The following is a 19,614-nucleotide window of genomic DNA, read 5'->3' on the forward strand; positions in this document are numbered from 1 at the left end:
CATGGCACACACCACTGACGGAGCTGCCCCGGAACCACACGTCACCCGGCACCGTGACGCCGCGCGGCACATCGGCCTGCGCCGCGCCCGCACCCACAACCTCGACGACCTGGACCTCGACATCCCGCGCGACCGTCTGGTCGTCTTCGTCGGGGTGTCCGGTTCGGGCAAGTCGTCACTGGTGTTCGACACGATCGCCGCCGAGGCGGGCCACCAGTTGAACGAGACCTTCCCGCCGTTCACCCGCAACCGGCTGCCGAAGTGGTCCCGCCCGGACGTCGAGCACATCGGCGGGCTGACGCCGGTGGTCGTCGTCGACCAGCGTCGGATCGGCGGCAACGCCCGCTCGACCGTCGGCACGATCACGGACGCGTGGACGTATCTGCGGCTGCTGTACTCGCGGATCGGCCGGCCGCAGGTGGGCGATTCGAACCGCTTCTCCTTCAACGACCCCGCCGGCATGTGCCCGACCTGCTCGGGGCTGGGCGAGGTGGTGGTCAGCGCGGTCGAGCGCTTCCTGGACCTGGACCGCTCACTGGCCGAGGGCGCGATCCTGCTGCCCGGCTTCGGCAACGGCGGCTACTGGTACTCCCGGTACGCCGACATCGGCGCCTTCGACCCGGACACCCCGCTGCGGCGGTGGAGTCCCGCGGAACGGGAGGCGCTGCTGTACGGCGGTGAGGCGGCGGCGCGGCTGGGCCGCCGGCCACCGGCCGGGTACGAGGGCGTCGTCGAGCGGTTCGAGCGGATCCATCTGCACACCTCCGACCACCTGTCGGACCGCAAACGGGAGACGATCCGTCGTTTCACCAGGGCGCGGGCCTGCCCGGAGTGCGGCGGTGACCGGCTGAACGAGGCGGCACGGGCGGTGACCGTGCGGGGCCGCACGATCGGCGAGGTGGCCCGCATGGAGATCACGGAACTGGTGGGCCTGGTCCGCGGAATCACCTCGGCCCGGGTCGCGCCCGTGGTCGAGGCGCTCACGGCCCGGCTGGAGGCGATGGACACGATCGGGCTCGGTCACCTCACCCTCGCCCGGGCGACCCCGACGCTCTCCGGCGGGGAGTCGCAGCGGATCAAGACGGTCAAGCACCTCGGTTCCAGCCTCACCGGGATGACGTACGTCGTGGACGAACCGACCGTGGGGCTGCACCCCACCGACGTGGAGTCGATGATCAGGCTGCTGGAGCGGCTGCGCGACAGCGGCAACAGCGTGCTGGTGGTGGAGCACGACCCCGCCGTCATGGCGCACGCCGACCAGATCGTGGAGATCGGGCCGGGCGCTGGTGCGGCGGGCGGGCGACTGGTGTTCCAGGGGCCGTTCGCGGGGCTGCGGAAGGCCGGCACCCCGACCGGTCGCGCCCTGACCCGGCGTCGGCCGCCGGCGCCCGACCCCCGTCGCCCGACGGGTCACTTCACCGTGACGGACGCCCGCCGCAACAATCTGCGCGACGTCACCGTGCGGGTCCCCACCGGAGTGCTGACGGTCCTCACCGGGGTCGCCGGCTCCGGCAAGTCCAGTCTGGCGGGGGAGTTGGCGGAGCAGCACGCCGCCACGGTGATCGACCAGCGGCCGGTGAGCACCGGCCGGCGCTCCACGCCGCTCACGTACACGGGTGTCGCCCCGGCCCTCCGCGCGCTGTTCGCCCGCCGCAACCGGGTCCCGGCCGCCCTGTTCAGCGCCAACTCCGAGGGGGCCTGCCCGGACTGCAAGGGGCTCGGGGTCCTGTACACGGACCTCGCCTTCCTGGACGGCCAGGAGGTCGTCTGCGACACCTGTCACGGCCGCCGCTTCACCGCGGAGGCCCTGGCCCACACGGTGGACGGCCTGTCGATCGCCGACATCGACGACCTCACCGTGGACCAGGCCGTCGCCCGGCTCCCCGACCCGGCCGTCACCGACGCCCTGCACCCCCTCGCCGACGTCGGACTGGGATACCTGCGCCTGGGCCAGACCCTGAACACGTTGTCGGGCGGGGAATGCCAGCGCATCAAGACAGCCAAGGAACTGCGCCGGGCGGACCGTCCGACCGTCTACGTCCTGGACGAGCCCACGACCGGGCTGCACATGGACGACGTCGACACGCTCCTGCACGTCCTGGACCGGCTCGTCGAGCGGGGCCACACGGTCGTCGTGATCGAGCACAACCTGGACGTCGTACGCCGGGCCGACTGGCTGATCGACCTCGGCCCCGGCCCCGGCCGCCACGGCGGAAGGGTCCTCTACGAAGGCCGAGTCGCCGACTACACGGGCCGCTCGACACCGACCTGCCGGGCCCTGGCCTCGGACGACGTGGCCGGCGGGGCTCCCCCGGCCTGATGGGCGCCGCCCGGCGGGGCCGTCCGCGACAATGGAGCCCGCACTTCGCAGGACGGTACGCGACCGGACGGAACACGGGGGATCACATGGACAACGGCGAGGAAGGGAACGGCACTTCCGACGACTCCGGGGCCGCGGCCGCCGTGCCGGCCGGCCTCGCTGCCGGGCTCGGGATCGGCACGGCCCTCGGCGTCGCGCTCGGACTGACCGTCTTCCACAACCTCGGCCTCGGCCTCTCCCTCGGCATGGGCCTGGGCATGGCCGTCGGCGCCGGGGCGGGTGCGGGCGTCGCGCGGGGGCGCGGGGGGCCCGGGGAGACCGGGGAGTCCGGCGAATCCCCGGAATAGCGGGCTCCGCACCGGCCTCGGCGCCGCCGCCGGGCCGGTGTCGGAGGGACCGGCTACGGTCCCGCGCATGACCGAAGCCCCCGATTTCCTCACCGCCACCCGCACCTTCTACGACGCCGTCGCCGAGGACTACTCCGACCGCTTCCGTGACCTGCACGCGAAGCTCCCGTGGGACCGGGCCGTGTTCGCGGTGTACGCCGAACTCGTCGGCCCCGGCGGGGAGGTGGCCGATCTCGGCTGCGGGCCGGGGCGGGTGACCGGGCACCTCGCGTCGCTGGGACTGTCCATGTCCGGGCTGGACCTGTCGGAGTCGATGCTGGCGGTGGCGCGGCGGGAGAATCCGGGGATCCGGTTCGAGCGGGGCTCGATGCTGGAGCTTCCCCACGAGGACGGCTCACTGGACGGCCTCGTCTCCTGGTACTCGTCGATCCACACACCGGTGGAGGAACTCCCCCGCCTCTTCACCGAGTTCCGGCGCGTCCTGCGGCCCGGCGGCCACGCCCTCCTCGCCTTCCAGGTCGGCGACGAGCCCAAGCACCACGACCGGCCGTGGGGCCACCCGGTCTCCCTGGACTTCCACCGCCGCCGGCCGGAGGCCATGGCCGAACTGCTCACCGACGCCGGTTTCTCCGTACGGTCCCGCACGGTCCGCGCACCGGAGCCCGACCTCGACGAGAAGGTGCCCCAGGCCTACCTGATCGCCCGCGCCTAGCGGGCGGTCCTCCTCCGGGCGGCGAGGGAAATCTCCGCCCACACCGTCTTGCCCGGCTCCCGCTCGTCGACGCCCCACGTCCTGGCGAGCACGGCGACCAGCACCAGGCCCCGGCCGCCCTCCGCGTCCGGTTCCGTCACGATCCGCGGCCGCCGGTCGCCCCGCGCGTCGCTCACCTCGACGCGGAGGGTGTCCTCGGGGAGGAGCAGCAGCCGGAGTTCGAAGTCCCGCCCCGGCACGCGGCCGTGCGTCACGGCGTTCGCCGCCAGCTCCGCGACGACGTGCTGCGCGGTGTCGTTGGCGTCCCCGCCGTGCGGGTGCCCCCAGGCGTCGAGCTGCTGCGCCGTCAGCCGCCGGGCCAGCCGGGCACCCCGCGGCGTGGAGCTGAAACGGAGGGTCAGTTCCCCGAGGGTGGTTGAGGTCTGGGTGGAGATTTCGGAGTTCACATCACCGAGCGTGGCCCGTTGTCCCTACCCTGACCAGGGGCGACTCGGCGACTCTCCGTAGCCGTACGACTGCGGGGAGGTGCGCGTACGGGGTGTCGGAGCGCTCATGGGCACGTGCGAAGGCGGTGGGGTGACATGCAGGAAGAACGCGAGCGGAGGCCGGAGACACCGGCGGAGTCCGACGGGACGACGGGACTGTTCACGGCGCTCGGCAAGATGCTGAAGCGGCTGCGCGAACGGAAGGGGCTGACGCAGAAGGACTTCGGCGTGCTGGTCGGGTACGGCCCGGACGCCATCTCCTCGATGGAGCGGGGGGTACGGCTGATCCGGCCGGAGGTGCTGGAGAAGGCGGACGCCCTACTGGACGCCGGGGGCATGCTCGCCGACGCGATCCCCGAGGTGCGGGAGGCGATGAGCAGGGTCCGGACGCGGCATCCGGAGTGGTACCGGGGGTACGCGGCGCTGGAGGCGGAGGCGGTTGAGCTGCATTTCTATGCCAATCACGCCGTGCACGGGCTTCTCCAGACATCGAGGCACGCGCACGCCGTGTTCGCCAAGCGTCGCCCTTTGTTGAGCGAGGAGACGATCGAGCAGCGGGTTACCGACCGGCTAACACGGCAAAGGCTGTTCGAGCGCTGGCCCGCACCAGTCATCAGCTATGTGATCGAGGAGGTGGTGCTGGACCGGCCGATCGGCGGACGAGAGGTCCATCGGGAGCAATTGCAACGGCTGCTGGCAGTAAGCGTCATGCGAAGCGTAGAGATCCAGGTAATGCCGACTAAAGTGGAGGAACACCCCAACCTGGGCAATGCGTTCAACCTTCTGACCCCCAAGAAGCACACACAGGTGGCGTATACGGAGGCACAGGGTTATCCCCGGCTGATCACGGACCCGGAAGAGGTCCGGAAGATCGCTGAACGCTATGGAATCATGCGGGCAATGGCTCTCTCGCCCAGAGAAACCCGCACGTTGATCGAGAAGAAGCTGGAGGAGCTATGAGCAGCGAGAACCTCACCTGGTTCAAGTCCAGCTACAGCGACGGCGAAGGCGGCGACTGCCTCGAAGCCGCCTACACCTGGCGGAAGTCGACCTACAGCGGCGGCGAGGGCGGCGACTGCCTCGAAGCCGCCGCCTGCCCCACCACCGTCCACGTCCGTGACTCCAAGAATCCCGGCGGTCCCGCCCTGAGCCTCTCCCCCGTTGCCTGGGCGCGCTTCCTCCCCTACGGCAGCAGCGGGTCCCCGTCCAGCACCGGCGGAGCCGCCAGCGCGGCCTCGTAGGCGTCGCGGGGGAACTCGTACGGGCCCATCGCCAGTTCCCCCCACTGCTCGCGGTACGGCTGGCGGAAGGACGACCAGGTCACCGTGGTGGGGGTGAGGGTGACCCTGGCCATGAGGGGCCAGCAGCCCCAGATGCCGCAGGAGCAGCCGAGGAGCGGGACGGTGTCCCCCGCCGTGCGGAAGTGGTCCTCGAACTCCGTCACGCCCAGGCCGTCGTGCTGCACGCGGACCTGTTCGGTGGTCTCCCTCTCGTCCTCGGCCTCGTCGTCGAACTCCCCCGCCAGTTCGGCCCGCCACAGCGGGTACGTGGCCTCCCCGACGAGGGTGCGCAGGTCCGTCCCGTCGACGCGGATGCCCCACACCCGTTGGTCCGGGTGGGCGGGGCTGTCGGCCGACGGGTGGTGGAAGAACTCGATGGCGTTCACGACCGGCATCCTCCCCGGCCGTGATGTCCCCCCGCGAACCCTTTACTGCCGGTACAGGCCCTCCACCGCGTCGGCGAAGTCCCGCAGGACCGCCTCGCGGCGCAGCTTCATGGAGGGGGTGAGGTGGCCCCCCGCCTCGGTGAGGTCGCGGGGCAGGACGGCGAAGCGGCGGATCGACTCGGGGCGGGAGACCAGCTTGTTGGCCTCGTCGACGGCGCGCTGGAGGATGCCGAGCAACTCCTCGTCGTCGAGGAGGAGTTCGGCCGGGACGGGGTGCTTGCCGTTCATCTGGCGCCAGTGGGTCAGGCCGTCGGGGTCCAGGGTGAGCAGGGCGGAGACGTAGGGGCGGCCGTCGCCGAGGACCATGGCCTGGGAGATCAGGGGGTGCGAGCGCAGCCAGTTCTCCAGCGGGGCGGGGGCGACGCTCTTGCCGCCGGAGGTGATGATCAGTTCCTTCTTGCGGCCGGTGATCGTGAGGTAGCCCTCGTCGTCGAGTTCGCCGATGTCGCCGGTGGCCAGCCAGCCGTCGGGGGCGGCGGGGACGACGCCGCCGGCCGCCGGGTCCCAGTAGCCGCGCAGGACGTGGCCGCCGGCGACGAGTATCTCGCCGTCGGCCGCTATCCGGATCCTCGTGCCGGGCAGCGGCCAGCCGACGGTGCCGAGGCGGGGCTTCATCGGCGGGGTGACCGTGGAGGCGCCGGTCGTCTCGGTGAGGCCGTAGCCCTCGTAGATCTCGATGCCGGCGCCGGTGTAGAAGGCGGCGAGGCGGCGGCCCAGCGGGGAGCCGCCGCAGATGGCGTGCCGGACCCGGCCGCCCATCGCGTTGCGCAGGCGGCGGTAGACCAGCGGGTCGTAGAGGGCGCGGGCCGCGCGCAGGGTCGCGCCGGGGCCGCTGCCGCCCGCGTTGTGGGCCTCGACGGCCTCGCCGTAGCGGACGGCCGTGTTCACGGCGCGGTCGAAGGTGGACACCCGGCCGCCCGACTCCGCCTTCGCGCGGGCCGTGTTGAAGATCTTCTCCAGCATGTAGGGGATGGCGAGCAGGCAGGTGGGTCTGAACGCGGCCAGGTCCGGGAGGAGTTCGTCGGCCTTGAGGCTCGGGGCGTGGCCGAGGCGGACGCGGGCGCGGACGCAGGCGATGGCGACCATCCGGCCGAAGACGTGCGACATCGGGAGGAAGAGGAGGACGGACAGGTCGTCGGTGGAGGACTTGAAGACCGGGTAGAGCAGTTCGATCGCGTTGTCGACCTCGGCGAAGAAGTTGCCGTGGGTGAGCGCGCAGCCCTTGGGGCGGCCGGTGGTGCCCGAGGTGTAGATGAGGGTGGCGAGGGTGTCGGGGACGAGCATGCCCCGGCGGACGTCGACCTCGGCCTCCGGGACGTGCTGCTCGCCCAGTTCGGCGAGGCGGTCCACGTGGCCCTTCTCGATCACCCAGATGTGGTGCAGGTCGGGCAGCCGGTCGCGTTCGGGGCCGACGGCCGCCGCCTGCCCGACCGTCTCGGTGACGAGGGCGACCGCGCCGGAGTCCTGGAGGATCCACCGCGTCTGGAAGACGGAGGACGTCGGGTAGACGGGGACGGTGACCAGTCCGGCCGCCCAGGCGGCGAAGTCGAGCAGCGTCCACTCGTACCTCGTCCGGGCCATGATGGCGATCCGGTCGCCCGGAGCCAGCCCTTCACCGATCAACCCCTTGGCCACGGCGAGGACTTCGGCGGCGAACTGCCGTGCCGTCACGTCCGACCACCGGCCCTCGGCGTCCCTGCGGCTGAGGACCACCGCGTCGGGGGCCGCCCCCGCGTTGTCGAACGGCAGCTCGGCGAGCGAGCCGTGCGTCACGGGGCGCGCGAACACCGGCATCGCCGCCTCCCGCACGGCGCCGTCGAGCTTGCGGGTCTCGGGTTCGACCAGGGCGGGGGGAGCGTCGTAGCCGGCGAAGGCCGGGGTGGAGGACGAGTACGGGGTGGACACGGGCGGCTCCCTGGGCGTGCAGCGACCGGACTGCTTGCTGCATGAGGTACGTGCCTCGTGCGTCGAGGCGTTCAACCGGGACGGACCAGCGGAAAGGGGGGCGCTCCCGGGTCGGGAAGGGGATCGTACGGGGCTGACGTGTGGGGATCGTGCGGGTTCGGGGGTGTTCGTGGGCCGGGGCTGTGCAACCTCCGGAGCGGACCCCCGGTGGCTTTACCGGCGGTAACCTTACTTCAGGGTAAGGATCTGGGAGAGGGGCAGCGGTGCAGAGGGAAGAAACGGAACCGGCCGGCCGGAGCGCGCGCCGCCGACGGGAGGCGGACACCGTGACCACCCCGGCGCCCTCCGCTCCCCCGGCTCTCGGCCCGCTCCTCGTCCGCGGCGCGCTCCTGTCGCCCTTCAAGCGGCCCCGCCCCGGCGTCGCCTTCTCCGGCGAACGGCTCGCCCTGCCCCGGCTGCGCGTCGACCTGGCCCGGCTGGCCGCCTACGAGCGGGTGTGCGGCTTCCCGACCGGCGACGACGCCCTGCCGATCACCTACCCACACGTTCTGGGCTTCCCCCTGGCCATGCGGATCATGAGCGGCCGCGCCTTCCCCCTCCCGCTGCTCGGCCTCGTCCACACGTCGGTCTCCCTCACCCGGCACCGGCCCCTCCCGGCCACGGGGACGTACGAACTCCTCGTCCACGTCGACCGGTTGGCCCCGCACCGGCGCGGCACGGAGGCGGTCGTCGTCACGGAGCTGCGGCAGGACGGGGAGCGGGTGTGGGAGTCGCGGAGTGCCTACCTCGCCCGGCACCGGACACCGGGACAGGAGGCCGGGCAGGCCCCGCCGGGCTCGGAGGGCGCGGAGGGCGCGGAGGGCCCCCTGCCGGTGGTGGACGAGTGGCGGCTCGGCGCCGACGTCGGACGGCGGTACGGAGCCGTCTCCGGGGACCGCAACCCCATCCACCTCTCCCCGCTCACCGCCCGTCTCCTCGGCTTCCCCCGCGCCATCGCCCACGGCATGTGGACGGCGGCCCGTTGCCTCGCCGCCCACGGCACCCCGGCCGCCGCGCACGTCCACGCCGACTTCCGCGCACCCGTCCTGCTGCCGGGCACGGTGGCCTTCGCGGCGGACGGACGGCGGTTCGAGCTGCGCGGGGCGGGCGAGGAGGGGCGCGTGCACGTGCGGGGGCGGGTGGAGCCGGTGGCACCGGCCGGCTGAGCGTCCGGCGTCCAGGACTCCGGCGTCCAGGGCTTCGGCGTCCAGGACCCCGCCGTTCAGGACTCCGGCGTCCAGGACCCCGCCGTTCAGGACCCCGCCGTTCAGGACTCCGGCGGGGACCAGGGCCGGCCGGTCATCAGGTTGCCCAGGCCCGCCCAGGCGAAGTTCATCAGGGTGGCCGCCGCCTGGCGGGGGGTGACCGACTCGGCGGTGTTGGCCCAGGCGGCCAGGGACTCGGCGGCTCCCACCAGGGCCTCGGCCAGGCCCGCCACCTCCCGTTCGGGCAGGTCCGGGTCGCGGTGCGCCTCGCGGGCGGCGACCGCGATCAGCCGGGTCACGAACGCCACGATCTCCGCGCGCATCGCCGTGACCTCGGCGGCGAACGTCTCGCCGTGGGTGCGGGCCTGGATGTGCAGGACGGACCAGGCGTGCGGATGGCGGCCGGTGTGCGCGAAGAACGCCAGCAGGCCGTCCCAGAGCTGGCGGTCGGCCGTCAGCTCCGTGTCCACCCCCGCGCGCACCGCCTCGACGAGCGCCTCGGCCTCGCGCCGGATGCACGCGGTGAACAGGTCTTCCTTGGAGTTCAGGTACAGATAGACCAACGGCTTGGACACACCCGCCAGTTCGGCGATCTCGTCCATCGAGGCGGCCATGTACCCGCGTCGCCCGAAGGTCTCCACGGCGGCGTCCAGCATCTGCTGCTCACGGACCGCACGCGGCATCCGCTTGGTCTTCACGGCACCCATGGGAACCAAGACTAGTTGGGGACCGCGGACTCGGCCGAGGAGAGCGGCGGTCACCGCCCGGCGCCGGCCTTGAAGCGCGGCAGGTCGGCGGCCCGCCGCCTGCCCTCACGCCGGTCCAGGTGGTGCAGGTCCGCCATGAGGAGCAGGTCCTCCTCGGCGGTCAGCAGGTTGTCGACCGCCGAGAACTGGCCGGTGACGCCGATCAGGGTGCGCACCTCCTCGGCGTCCCGGGTCAGGTGGCGGCCCGCGATCCGGGCCTCGCCCGCGTCGGCTTCGACGAGCGTGGAGAGGATCTCCACCGTGGTGGTCTTGCCGGCGCCGTTGGGCCCGAGCAGCGCGAAGACGGTGCCTTCGGCGATGCTCAGGTCGATGCCGTCGAGCACGAGTTCCTCGCCGTAGGACTTGCGCGGTCCGGTGGCGGTGATCGCCGGAGCCGTCCCGTTCGCGGCGGTCGGCGCGGACGTGTGCGTGGAGGTCGTGCCGCTTCCCTTTCCGGGGTGGGGAGGGGCGAGATACGGGGAGATCAGGCGCGGCGGACGAGGATGTCGCCGGCGCCGGTGCGGGCGTGCACCTCGACGGTCCTGTCGGAGTCGGCGGGGCCGTCGGCGGAGCCGAGCGCGTTGCGCACGGTGCCGAACCTCGTGGTCGCGTCGAGCCAGGCGGCGGTGCCCGCGTGGATGCCGACCTCGACGTCACCGACGGAGGTGCGCAGGTCGACACGGCCGCGGGTCACGTCGCCGACGCGGACGCGGCCGTTGGAGGACACCGCCTCGACGCCGGCGTGGGCGACGCCGATCTCGATGCGGCCGTTGGCGCACTTGGCGACGACGGTGCCGTGCGCGACGGCGACGGAGATGTCGCCGTTGGCCGCGTTGGCCCTCAGGGCGCCGGTCACCTCGCCGATCCCGGTCGCGCCGCTGCCGTTCTTGACGGTCGCCGCGCCGGCGACCGTGCCGATCTCGATCCGGCCCGCGCCGACGACCTCGGCGTCCCCGCTCGCGCGGGTCAGACGGATGTCCCCGAGGTCGGTCCTCAGGTCGGCGCCGGCCACGTCGCCGGCCTGGAGGTCGCCGAGCGAGGTCTTGAGCGTGACGTCCCCGAAGCGGCCCTCGCAGAAGAAGCCGCCCATGGCCGTGGTGCCCCGGACATCCGATCCGGCGGGCAGTTCGACGCTCACCTCGACGGCGCCCGGCTTGCCGAACGGGGACCGCTTCTTCGGGGTCCTGACCGTCAGGCGACCGCCCGAGCAGGTGACCTGGGTCTGCTGCACGGCGCGTACGTCGTTGTCGTCGGAGCCGTCGCGCGGCAGCACCTCCACGACCGTGTCGGTGCGCTTGCCCGCGGTGACGCGGGCGGTGCCGACCTCCAGCTCGAGGACGACGGAGATCGGTTCGGGGGTCTCGAAAGCAGGCATGGCTGTGCCGTCCTCTTGGCTCGGTGGGGTGTTCCCGCCGGTGGGGCGGGTGACGAGTGACGTCGGCGGATCGGCGGTCCGCCGGTGAAAGGGGGTGGCGCGCGGTGGCCGGTGCGGGCCGGTACGGGCGGGTACGCGCCGGCCGGTTCTAGCGGACCCAGCCGGTGAAGCCCCGGCCGCCCGCCTCCCTGGCGTGGCCCGGCAGGCCCGCGCGCCCGCCGTCGTCCAGCGCGGTGGACACGGCCCGCACCAGCCAGGCGTTGACCGACAGGCCCTCCGCCGCCGCGACGTCCTCGGCGCGGGCCTTGAGGTGGGCGGGGAGACGGAAGTTGATCCGCGCCATGGCGCCGTCGTCGGCGTCCGCGGGCGGCGGGGCGGGCACTGCCGGGGTCGCGAGCGGCTCCCGCGCCTCGCGGAAAGGCTCGGCGGCGGGCGGTGCCGTCACCACGAACTCCGGGTCGAGTCCGCGCAGTCGCACGTCGACCGAGCCCGGCGCCAGCTCCCGCGTGACCTCGCCCATGGCGGCGGACAGCGCGTTGAGGAGGGCCAGGCGGGCGGCGGACTCCAGGGGGGCGGTGAGCCGCTCGGCGAGGGCGCGGGCGTCGTCGTCACCACCGGCGTTCGCGGCGAGGGCCAGCTCGTGCCGGAGGTGGTCGACATAGGGGGCGAGGTCCATGACGCCATCATGGCACACGAATGGCGCCATTGGCGAGGCGAACGGGCACTTCTTCGCCGAGAACACCCCTGAACTGCTACTTCTCTCGAAAATTGACATCTACGGACACCGCTGCCGCGCACCAGGGGACTGGGCACGACCCGCCATGGCGCCACATCGGCGTCACTCGGGTTGCACATCTGGCACCGCCGCAGGCGCACATGCGAGCCGAACGGGACAGCCGCACGGGACAGCCGCACGGGACAGCCGCGCGGGTGCGTGACACGCACGGGCACATGCGAACGGGCCGCGGTCCCGGCCTCAGCCGTTCACCGCAGCCCGTACGGTCCCGCCCGTCGGGAACGGACGCCTACGCCCGCGCTTACGAAGGCTGGCCCTGGGCATGGGGGGAGTCGGCCGCCTCGTCCTCCTGGGAGCGGCTGGACTCCAGGCCCGCCTTCAGCCGGTCCACCCGGCGCACCACCGTCTCCGAGGCGCGGTCACGCTCCTTGCGCAGCAGGACGAAGCTGATCGGCGCGGACAGCACCAGCGCGAGCAGCACGATCCACATGCCGTTGGAGTCGCCCAGGCCACGCGGGAAGACGCCGAGGTAGACGAGTCCCCAGACGGCCGCGAAGCAGCCTGCGAAGACACCGAGGCGCATCAGCGTGTAGCGGAGCATCTCAACCCACTCTTCCGTCTCTGGGCCCCCCGCTGGGGGAGGTGAAAAGGTCCCGAAGGTCCCCATCCGGCACCGTCCAGTGAAGCACGCCCGGCTCCCGGTCCCGCAGCGGGGGCGGACCGGGGGCCGTCAGGTCAGCGGGAGCAGCATCGTGACGTCGTCCCGGTCGTCGCCCGGCGCCACCCTGATCGCGCCCGGCACACGGCCGACCTCCTTGTAGCCGCAGGACGCGTAGAAGCGTTCCAGGCCGAGGCCACCCCGGCAGCCGAGCCGTATCGCGTCCACGCCCTCGAAGGTGCGGGCCGCGTCGGCGGCGGCGGCGAGCAGATCGCGGCCGTACCCCTTGCCCTGGTGGCGCGGGTGCACCATCACCGTGTACAGCCACAGCCAGTGGGTCATCAGGCGGTGCGTGTTGAAGGTGAGGAACGCGGTCGCCGCCACCTCGCCCGCCTCGTCCCGCCCGACGAGGAGGCGGGTGCGGCCCTCGGCCATCTGCGCGAGGTGGCGGACCAGTTCCGGGCGGACGAGTTCACGCGTCACGGGTGGCACGAAACCCACGGCCCCGCCCGCGTTGGAGACGTCCGTCCAGAGGTCCAGGAGGCCGTCGCGCAGGTCGGGGGTGATGGCGGGATCGAGAGTGAAGGTAAGGGACACGGGCGAATTGTAGTCCTTACCGCCAGGAGGGGGCGCGTGCCGCCGTCCCGGCGTCCACCACCAGGCCCCGGCCCGCGGACTCGCGTGCGCGGGCCCGGGGGCACGGCGGGACACGGCGGGCGCGGGCCCGGCGGAGGCCGGTCGCACGGTTCCCCGCGCCCCCTGAGTGGGACCGCTCGCCCGTGGTCACGGGCAGGCGTCGCCCGTCACACCCGCATCGGCTGGGGGGAGTCCCTGCGGGCGGGGTCCGGGGCGTCGTACTCGCGGATGATCTCGTAGCGGGTGTTGCGTTCCACCGGGCGGAAGCCCGCGTCGCGGATCAGGTCCAGGAGGTCTTCGCGGGTCAGCTTGCTGGGAGTGCCGTAGTTGTCGGCGTCGTGGGTGATCTTGTACTCGACGACCGAGCCGTCCATGTCGTCCGCGCCGTGCTGGAGGGCCAGTTGGGCGGTCTGGACGCCGTGCATGACCCAGAAGACCTTGACGTGCGGGACGTTGTCGAAGAGGAGGCGGGAGACCGCGAAGGTCTTGAGGGCCTCCGCGCCCGTCGCCATCTGGGTGCGGGCCTGAAGGCGGTTGCGGATCTTGCCGTCCTTCATGTCCACGAAGTCGTGCTGGTAGCGGAGCGGGATGAAGACCTGGAAGCCGCCGGTCTCGTCCTGGAGTTCACGCAGCCGCAGGACGTGGTCCACGCGGTGGCGGGGCTCCTCGATGTGGCCGTACAGCATGGTGCTCGGGGTCTTCAGACCCTTCTCGTGCGCCAGGCGGTGGATCCGCGACCAGTCCTCCCAGTGGGTGCGGTGGTCCACGATGTGCTGACGGACCTCCCAGTCGAAGATCTCCGCGCCACCGCCGGTGAGGGACTCCAGGCCTGCGTCGATGAGTTCGTCGAGGATCTCGGACGCCGACAGACCGCTGATCGTCTCGAAGTGGTGGATCTCCGTGGCCGTGAAGGCCTTCAGCGACACGTTCGGCAGGGCGGCCTTCAGCTCGCGCAGCGAGCGCGGGTAGTACCGCCACGGCAGGTTCGGGTGCAGGCCGTTGACGATGTGCAGCTCGGTGAGGTTCTCCGACTCCATCGCCTTCGCGAGCTTGACGGCCTCCTCGATGCGCATCGTGTACGCGTCCTTCTCCCCCGGCTTGCGCTGGAAGGAGCAGTACGCGCAGGAGGCCGTGCACACGTTCGTCATGTTGAGGTGCCGGTTGACGTTGAAGTGGACGACGTCGCCGTTCTTGCGCGTCCGCACCTCGTGCGCGAGTCCGCCCAGCCAGGCCAGGTCGTCCGACTCGTACAGCGCGATGCCGTCCTCGCGGGTCAGCCGCTCACCGGCCCCGACCTTCTGCTCCAGCTCGCGCTTGAGCCCGACGTCCATGCCCCTACCTCTTCCGTTCGCCCTGAGACAGACTTCGTCAACCGTACGCCCCGACACCGCCGGACCCGGCCGCCGGACCCGACCCGCGGACCCTGCTGCCGGCCCCGGCCGTCGGACCCGACCCGCGGACCCGGCCGCCGGACCCGACCCGCGGACCCGGCCGTCAGACCTCTTCCGGAAGCTCCCCCACCCGGTTCTCCCACTTGGTGGAGAGCACGATGGTCGTACGGGTCCGGGACACGCCCTTCGTCCCCGACAGCCGGCGGATGATCCGCTCCAGCCCGTCGACGTCGTTCGCCCGCACCTTGAGCATGAACGAGTCGTCGCCGGCGATGAACCAGCAGTCCTCGATCTCGCCGAGGTCCTTCATCCGCGCGGCCACGTCCTCGTGGTCGGCGGCGTCGGAGAGGGAGATGCCGATGAGGGCAGTGACGCCCAGGCCGAGCGAGGCGGCGTTCACCGTGGCCCGGTAGCCCGTGATGACGCCGGCCGCCTCCAGCCGGTTGATGCGGTCGGTGACGCTGGGTCCCGACAGGCCGACGAGGCGCCCCAGCTCCGCGTACGAGGCCCGGCCGTTCTCCCTCAGGGCCTGGATGAGCTGCCTGTCCACCGCGTCCATGCGATCGAGCCTTCCGATGAAGAGGTCTGAGAGGTCTGAAGAGTTACTGGAGTCGTGCGAGGTGGTGCTGGTGGCACTGTTCTCCGGCGCGGCCTCAGGCGGGACGGGCGCCGCCGCCGAGTTCGCCCTTCCAGCGGCGGTAGAGGCCGTGTCCCACGCCCGCCGCGTCGAGGACCCGGCCGGCGACGAAGTCGACCAGGTCCTGGATGTGGGTGGCGCCCGCGTAGAAGGCCGGGGAGGCGGGCACGACGCTCGCGCCCGCGTCGTCCAGGGCGACGAGGTGCCGCAGCGTCTGCCCGTTCAGCGGGGTCTCCCGGACGGCGACGACGAGCGTGCGGCGCTCCTTGAGCGTCACACCGGCCACCCGCTGGAGGAGGTCCTTGGACAGCCCCAGCGCGACGCCCGCGACACAGGCCGTCGAGGCGGGCACGATCAGCATCCCCTTCGCCGGGTACGACCCCGACGACGGCCCCGCCGCCAGGTCACCGGCGGCCCAGTACCGCACGGCGTCCCCTTCGACGTCGACGTCGAAGGCGTCCGGCTTCCCGTCGGCGCCCCGCGCGAGCCACTCCCGCAGGTCGTCCCGCCAGTGCGCGTCCCGGAAGGAGATCCCCGTCTCGTCGAGCAGCGTGAGCCGCGAGGCCCGGCTGACGACCAGGTCGACGCTCTCGCCCCCGGCGAGCAGCGCACGCAGCACGGCGGCGGCATACGGCGTCCCGGACGCCCCGGACACCCCCACGATCCAAGGCACGCGCTGCGTTTCTCCTGCGTTCACACCTTGAGCGTACCGGCGAACGGGACGGTGGTCCGGACCGGACCGGACCGTCTGCTCCGGACCGGACTAGACGGTGAGGCCGCGCACCAGCAGGTCGATCAGCGCGCACACGAAGAGGCTGATGCCGATGAAGCCGTTCGTGGAGAAGAACGCCCTGTTCAGACGGGACAGGTCGTGCGGGCGCACGATGGTGTGCTCGTAGACGAACGCCCCGGCGACGATCAGCAGACCCAGCCAGAAGAAGGCACCGGCGCCGGTGGCGAGGGCGTACCAGACGAGCAGGGCCGTGGTGACGGCGTGGCAGGCGCGGGCACCGTGGATCGCGGCGGGGACGCCGAAGCGGGCCGGGACCGACCTGACGCCGGTCTCGCGGTCGGCCTCGACGTCCTGGCAGGCGTAGATCAGGTCGAAGCCGCCGATCCAGACGCCGACGGCCAGGCCCAGGATCACCGCGTCCCAGGACCACTCGCCCGTGATCGCCAGCCAGCCGCCGATCGGACCCATCGCCTGCGCGAGACCGAGGACGGCCTGCGGGAAGTCCGTGAAGCGCTTCCCGTAGGGGTAGACCACCATCGGGATCACGGCGACCGGGGCCAGGGCCAGGCAGAGCGGGTTCAGCAGGGCCGCCGAGCCCAGGAAGACCACCAGGGCGATCAGCGCGCCGGTCCAGGCGTGCCGCACCGACATCGCGCCGGTGACGAGCTCCCGCTGGGCGGTGCGCGGGTTCCGCGCGTCGATCTCGCGGTCGATGATGCGGTTGACCGCCATGGCGAAGGTGCGCAGACCCACCATGCAGACCGTGACCAGCAGCAGCCGGACCCAGTGGATGTTCCCGTCCAGCTCGAACATCGCGGTCAGCGCGGCGATGTAGGCGAAGGGCAGCGCGAAGACCGAGTGCTCGATCATCACCAGGCGCAGGAAGGCCTTCGTGCGTCCCGGCCGCGGGATCGCCGCGGATGCCGAACTCACAGTCCGTACTCCTTCCAGCGCCGCGTCACCCGTTCGGACGTCTCCGGGTCCGACAGGACCATCTCCGGCCAGCCGCCGTCGCGGGTGTAGCCCTCCTCGGGCCACTTCCGCGTCGCGTCGATGCCCGCCTTGCCGCCCCAGAACTGCTGGTAGGAGGCGTGGTCGAGGTGGTCGACGGGGCCCTCGACGACGGACAGGTCACGCGCGTAGTCCGTGTTCCCGAGGGCCCGCCAGGCGACCTCGTGCAGGTCGTGGACGTCGCAGTCGGCGTCGACGACCACGATCAGCTTGGTCAGGGACATCATGTGGGCGCCCCAGACCGCGTGCATGACCTTCTGCGCGTGCTTGGGGTACTTCTTGTCGATCGAGACGATCGCGCAGTTGTGGAAACCACCGGCCTCGGGCAGGTGGTAGTCCACGATGTCCGGGACGATGATCTTGAGGAGCGGGAGGAAGAACCGCTCCGTCGCACGGCCCAGCGGGCCGTCCTCGGTCGGCGGGCGGCCCACCACGATCGACTGGAGCAGCGGACGCCTGCGCATCGTCACGCAGTCGATCGTCAGCGCCGGGAACGGCTCCTGCGGCGTGTAGAAACCCGTGTGGTCGCCGAACGGCCCCTCCGGGAGCATCTCGCCCGGCTCCAGCCAGCCCTCCAGCACGACCTCCGCCTGCGCCGGGACCTGGAGCGGGACCGTCTTGCAGTCGACCATCTCGATCCGCCTGCCCTGCAGGAACCCGGCGAGGAAGTACTCGTCGATGTCACCGGGGAGCGGCGCGGTGGAGGCGTACGTGACGGCCGGCGGGCAGCCGAAGGCGATCGCGACCGGCAGCCGCTCGCCCCGGCGCGCCGCGACCTGGTAGTGGTTGCGGCTGTCCTTGTGGATCTGCCAGTGCATGCCGATCGTGCGCCGGTCGTGGCGCTGGAGGCGGTAGAGCCCGAGGTTGCGGACCCCGCTCTCCGGGTCCTTGGTGTGGGTCAGCCCCAGGTTGAAGAACGAGCCGCCGTCCTGCGGCCAGGTGAACAGCGCCGGCAGCTGCTCCAGGTCCACCTCGTCCCCGCGCAGGACGACCTCCTGCACGGGGCCGTCCTTCACCTTCTTCGGCGGGACGTGCGTCATCGCGCCGAGCTTGCCGAACGCCTCGCGGACCCCCACGAAGCCGTGCGGCAGCTCGGGCTTGAGCAGCCCGCCGATCCGGTCCGAGATCTCCGCGTACGACTTCAGTCCGAGCGCCTTCAGCAGGCGGCGGTCGGTGCCGAACACGTTCATCGCGAGGGGCATCGCCGAGCCCTTCACGTTCTCGAAGAGGAGCGCGGGGCCGCCGGACTTCTGCACCCGGTCGACGATCTCCCCGACCTCCAGGTACGGGTCCACCTCGGCCTTGATGCGCTTGAGGTCGCCCTCGCGCTCCAGCGCCCTGAGCAGGGAACGAAGATCGTCGTAAGCCATGCGGTCAAGTATCCCCGAGGGGCTACCCTGGCCCCGTACCTGGGGCCCGTCCTCGCGGCCCCGTCCCCTCTGCGCTGGAGAGACCCCATGCTGCGGGTACTGATGTTCCTGGTGCCGCTGGCGCTGAGCGTCTACGCGTTCATCGACTGCATCAGCACGAAGGACGACGACATCCGCCACATGCCCAAGCCGCTGTGGGCGATCCTCGTCCTGCTGTTCCCGCTCGTCGGGTCGATCTCGTGGCTCGTCGCGGGCAAGAGGCGCAGCCCCGCCGCCGAGGGCTGGTCCGGCGTCCGCGGCGGCCGCCCGCGGCAGCGGCAGTGGGTCGCCCCGGACGACAACCCCGAGTTCCTGAAGTCGCTCGACGACACCGAGAAGGACGACAAGGGCAAGCCCGACGACGGCCAGGGGCCCGCCGGGTCCTGAGGTCCTCTCCTCCTGGATCAGGCCGGGGACCTCACCGCCGGCGGAAGGAGTGCACATGCGTCAGCCGGCCCCGCTGGACGAGGCGACCGCCCGCACCTGGCTCGCCGGCGCCGTCGAGGAGGCCCGCACCGGGCTCGCCGAGGGCGGCATCCCGATCGGCGCCGCGCTCCACGGCCCCGACGGCACGCTGCTCGGCCGCGGCCGCAACCGGCGCGTGCAGGACGACGATCCCTCGACGCACGCGGAGACGGCGGCGTTCCGCGCGGCGGGACGGCAGCGGACGTACCGCGGGACGACGATGGTCACGACGCTCTCGCCGTGCTGGTACTGCTGCGGCCTGGTCCGCCAGTTCGGCATCTCCCGCGTCGTGATCGGCGAGGCGGTCACCTTCCACGGCGGCCACGACTGGCTCGCCCGGCACGGCGTGGAGATCGTGCTCCTGGACGACCCCGAGTGCGTCGCGCTGATGCGCGGCTTCGTCGCGGCGAACCCGGCGCTGTGGAACGAGGACATCGGCGAATGAACGCGGGGACCGCCACGTCCCGGCGGTCCGGCCCCACGGCCCCGGCTCCACGGCGCCCGCCTCAGCCCCTCAATCGCTCGATCATCTGCTCGAAGCGAGCCCGCCAGCGGGACTCCGTCTCGCCCTCGCCCTGGAACTCGTGGGTGAAGCGCAGGGCGGTGCCGCCGCCGTCGTCGTGCTCCAGGTGGAAACGCATCCGCCCGCCGCTGTCCACCGTGTACTCGGCGACCCGCTCCACGTCCCAGGCGGTGACCTGCCCGGCACCCAGACCGGGCAGACCGATCACGCCGCCCAGCCGGGGTTCGAGGACGTCGACGGCGCCGAACCAGCCGGAGAGGCCCTCCGCGGTGGCGAGGGCGGGCCAGACCGTCTCCACGGGCCGCGGGAGCCGCACCAGGAAATGCAGGATGTGCGTGTTCCCATGGGTCTGGCTGGAGCCCTGTTCGATGGAACCGGTCATGACACCAGAGTGACCCCCCGGAACCGCTTCCGCACGGCCTGGGCGTGGGGGCGGCCCCGCCCCCCCGCCCCCGGGGGGGCCCGCCCCCCCGCCCCCCCCCCCCCCCCCCCCCCCCCCGCCGGGGGGGGGGTGGCGGGGGCCCGACCGGTTTTATCCCGCGGGTGTGAGGAAAC

General features: G+C 72.3%; 22 protein-coding genes and 1 pseudogene. 8 read left to right on the plus strand and 15 right to left on the minus strand.

Annotated elements, in window-relative coordinates; all coding sequences use genetic code 11:
- Position 1 precedes the first annotated feature (1 nt).
- From ACGFQC_RS08895 to ACGFQC_RS08905, 3 genes are all read left to right on the plus strand, one after another.
- Complete coding sequence (locus tag ACGFQC_RS08895; protein WP_363088936.1) at positions 2 to 2,320, plus strand: ATP-binding cassette domain-containing protein; 2,319 nt, start codon at positions 2 to 4, stop codon at positions 2,318 to 2,320.
- 86 nt (positions 2,321 to 2,406) lie between these two features.
- Entirely contained in the window at positions 2,407 to 2,667 is a 261-nt protein-coding gene (locus ACGFQC_RS08900) for a hypothetical protein (protein ID WP_363088935.1), read from the plus strand.
- A 67-nt stretch (positions 2,668 to 2,734) separates the two neighbouring features.
- Positions 2,735 to 3,379, plus strand: a complete 645-nt coding sequence (locus tag ACGFQC_RS08905; RefSeq protein WP_363088934.1) for a methyltransferase domain-containing protein — start codon at positions 2,735 to 2,737, stop codon at positions 3,377 to 3,379.
- On the opposite strand, the gene ACGFQC_RS08910 is transcribed toward ACGFQC_RS08905, so the two are convergent.
- Positions 3,376 to 3,825: an ATP-binding protein gene (locus tag ACGFQC_RS08910; protein WP_363088933.1), complete on the minus strand. Its 450-nt coding sequence runs from the start codon at positions 3,823 to 3,825 to the stop codon at positions 3,376 to 3,378. The genes ACGFQC_RS08905 and ACGFQC_RS08910 overlap by 4 nt on opposite strands.
- A gap of 135 nt (positions 3,826 to 3,960) precedes the next feature.
- On the opposite strand from ACGFQC_RS08910, the gene ACGFQC_RS08915 reads away from it, so the two are divergent.
- The gene (locus tag ACGFQC_RS08915) at positions 3,961 to 4,824 is read left to right on the plus strand and encodes a helix-turn-helix transcriptional regulator (RefSeq protein WP_363088932.1); all 864 of its coding nucleotides are present in this window, start codon (positions 3,961 to 3,963) and stop codon (positions 4,822 to 4,824) included.
- On the plus strand, positions 4,821 to 5,105 hold the full coding sequence (locus ACGFQC_RS08920) for a DUF397 domain-containing protein (RefSeq protein ID WP_363088931.1): 285 nt from the start codon (positions 4,821 to 4,823) through the stop codon (positions 5,103 to 5,105). Before ACGFQC_RS08915 ends, ACGFQC_RS08920 begins: the two co-directional genes overlap by 4 nt.
- Here ACGFQC_RS08920 and ACGFQC_RS08925 read toward each other — a convergent pair.
- Both ACGFQC_RS08925 and ACGFQC_RS08930 read right to left on the minus strand, forming a co-directional pair.
- Positions 5,048 to 5,539 (minus strand): hypothetical protein, encoded by a 492-nt coding sequence (locus ACGFQC_RS08925; RefSeq protein ID WP_363088930.1) that lies wholly within the window; start codon positions 5,537 to 5,539, stop codon positions 5,048 to 5,050. The two genes, ACGFQC_RS08920 and ACGFQC_RS08925, sit on opposite strands and share 58 nt — an antisense overlap.
- A 33-nt stretch (positions 5,540 to 5,572) precedes the next feature.
- Entirely contained in the window at positions 5,573 to 7,495 is a 1,923-nt protein-coding gene (locus tag ACGFQC_RS08930) for an AMP-dependent synthetase/ligase (RefSeq protein ID WP_363088929.1), read from the minus strand.
- A gap of 326 nt (positions 7,496 to 7,821) precedes the next feature.
- On the opposite strand from ACGFQC_RS08930, the gene ACGFQC_RS08935 reads away from it, so the two are divergent.
- On the plus strand, positions 7,822 to 8,700 hold the full coding sequence (locus ACGFQC_RS08935; RefSeq protein ID WP_363088928.1) for a MaoC/PaaZ C-terminal domain-containing protein: 879 nt from the start codon (positions 7,822 to 7,824) through the stop codon (positions 8,698 to 8,700).
- Between the two features lie 101 nt (positions 8,701 to 8,801).
- Here ACGFQC_RS08935 and ACGFQC_RS08940 read toward each other — a convergent pair whose 3' ends face one another.
- The 11 genes and pseudogenes from ACGFQC_RS08940 to ACGFQC_RS08990 form a co-directional block, all read right to left on the minus strand.
- Positions 8,802 to 9,446 (minus strand): TetR/AcrR family transcriptional regulator, encoded by a 645-nt coding sequence (locus ACGFQC_RS08940; RefSeq protein WP_363088927.1) that lies wholly within the window; start codon positions 9,444 to 9,446, stop codon positions 8,802 to 8,804.
- Positions 9,447 to 9,526: 80 nt separating this feature from the next.
- Positions 9,527 to 9,871, minus strand: a pseudogene (locus ACGFQC_RS08945) (ATP-binding cassette domain-containing protein); the annotation flags it as partial.
- A gap of 98 nt (positions 9,872 to 9,969) precedes the next feature.
- Entirely contained in the window at positions 9,970 to 10,860 is an 891-nt protein-coding gene (locus tag ACGFQC_RS08950) for a DUF4097 family beta strand repeat-containing protein (RefSeq protein WP_363088926.1), read from the minus strand.
- 148 nt (positions 10,861 to 11,008) lie between these two features.
- Positions 11,009 to 11,536 carry a hypothetical protein gene (locus ACGFQC_RS08955; protein ID WP_363088925.1) on the minus strand — a complete coding sequence of 176 codons (528 nt, stop codon included), beginning with the start codon at positions 11,534 to 11,536 and terminating at the stop codon, positions 11,009 to 11,011.
- 361 nt (positions 11,537 to 11,897) lie between these two features.
- Entirely contained in the window at positions 11,898 to 12,197 is a 300-nt protein-coding gene (locus tag ACGFQC_RS08960) for a DUF4229 domain-containing protein (protein WP_363088924.1), read from the minus strand.
- A 129-nt stretch (positions 12,198 to 12,326) separates the two neighbouring features.
- Entirely contained in the window at positions 12,327 to 12,851 is a 525-nt protein-coding gene (locus ACGFQC_RS08965) for a GNAT family N-acetyltransferase (protein ID WP_363088923.1), read from the minus strand.
- A gap of 206 nt (positions 12,852 to 13,057) precedes the next feature.
- Positions 13,058 to 14,221, minus strand: a complete 1,164-nt coding sequence (mqnE, locus tag ACGFQC_RS08970; protein WP_363088922.1) for an aminofutalosine synthase MqnE — start codon at positions 14,219 to 14,221, stop codon at positions 13,058 to 13,060.
- A gap of 163 nt (positions 14,222 to 14,384) precedes the next feature.
- Positions 14,385 to 14,840, minus strand: a complete 456-nt coding sequence (locus ACGFQC_RS08975; protein WP_363088921.1) for an Lrp/AsnC family transcriptional regulator — start codon at positions 14,838 to 14,840, stop codon at positions 14,385 to 14,387.
- Positions 14,841 to 14,934: 94 nt separating this feature from the next.
- On the minus strand, positions 14,935 to 15,591 hold the full coding sequence (locus ACGFQC_RS08980) for a UbiX family flavin prenyltransferase (protein ID WP_363088920.1): 657 nt from the start codon (positions 15,589 to 15,591) through the stop codon (positions 14,935 to 14,937).
- 90 nt (positions 15,592 to 15,681) lie between these two features.
- A complete protein-coding gene (gene mqnP / locus ACGFQC_RS08985) occupies positions 15,682 to 16,584 on the minus strand; it encodes a menaquinone biosynthesis prenyltransferase MqnP (RefSeq protein WP_363088919.1) in 903 nt (300 codons plus the stop codon).
- A complete protein-coding gene (locus ACGFQC_RS08990; RefSeq protein ID WP_363088918.1) occupies positions 16,581 to 18,032 on the minus strand; it encodes a menaquinone biosynthesis decarboxylase in 1,452 nt (483 codons plus the stop codon). Before ACGFQC_RS08990 ends, mqnP begins: the two co-directional genes overlap by 4 nt.
- Before the next feature lie 87 nt (positions 18,033 to 18,119).
- Here ACGFQC_RS08990 and ACGFQC_RS08995 point away from each other — a divergent pair, with 87 nt between their 5' ends.
- Positions 18,120 to 18,458 (plus strand): PLD nuclease N-terminal domain-containing protein, encoded by a 339-nt coding sequence (locus ACGFQC_RS08995; RefSeq protein WP_363088917.1) that lies wholly within the window; start codon positions 18,120 to 18,122, stop codon positions 18,456 to 18,458.
- Positions 18,459 to 18,513: 55 nt separating this feature from the next.
- Positions 18,514 to 18,981, plus strand: a complete 468-nt coding sequence (locus ACGFQC_RS09000; protein WP_363088916.1) for a nucleoside deaminase — start codon at positions 18,514 to 18,516, stop codon at positions 18,979 to 18,981.
- A gap of 61 nt (positions 18,982 to 19,042) precedes the next feature.
- Here ACGFQC_RS09000 and ACGFQC_RS09005 read toward each other — a convergent pair whose 3' ends face one another.
- Positions 19,043 to 19,441, minus strand: a complete 399-nt coding sequence (locus tag ACGFQC_RS09005; protein ID WP_363088915.1) for an SRPBCC domain-containing protein — start codon at positions 19,439 to 19,441, stop codon at positions 19,043 to 19,045.
- Positions 19,442 to 19,614: the final 173 nt, after the last annotated feature.

The sequence above is a fragment of the Streptomyces sp. NPDC048734 genome (genome assembly GCF_043198675.1).
In the GTDB taxonomy this organism is placed as follows: Bacteria; Actinomycetota; Actinomycetes; order Streptomycetales; family Streptomycetaceae; genus Streptomyces.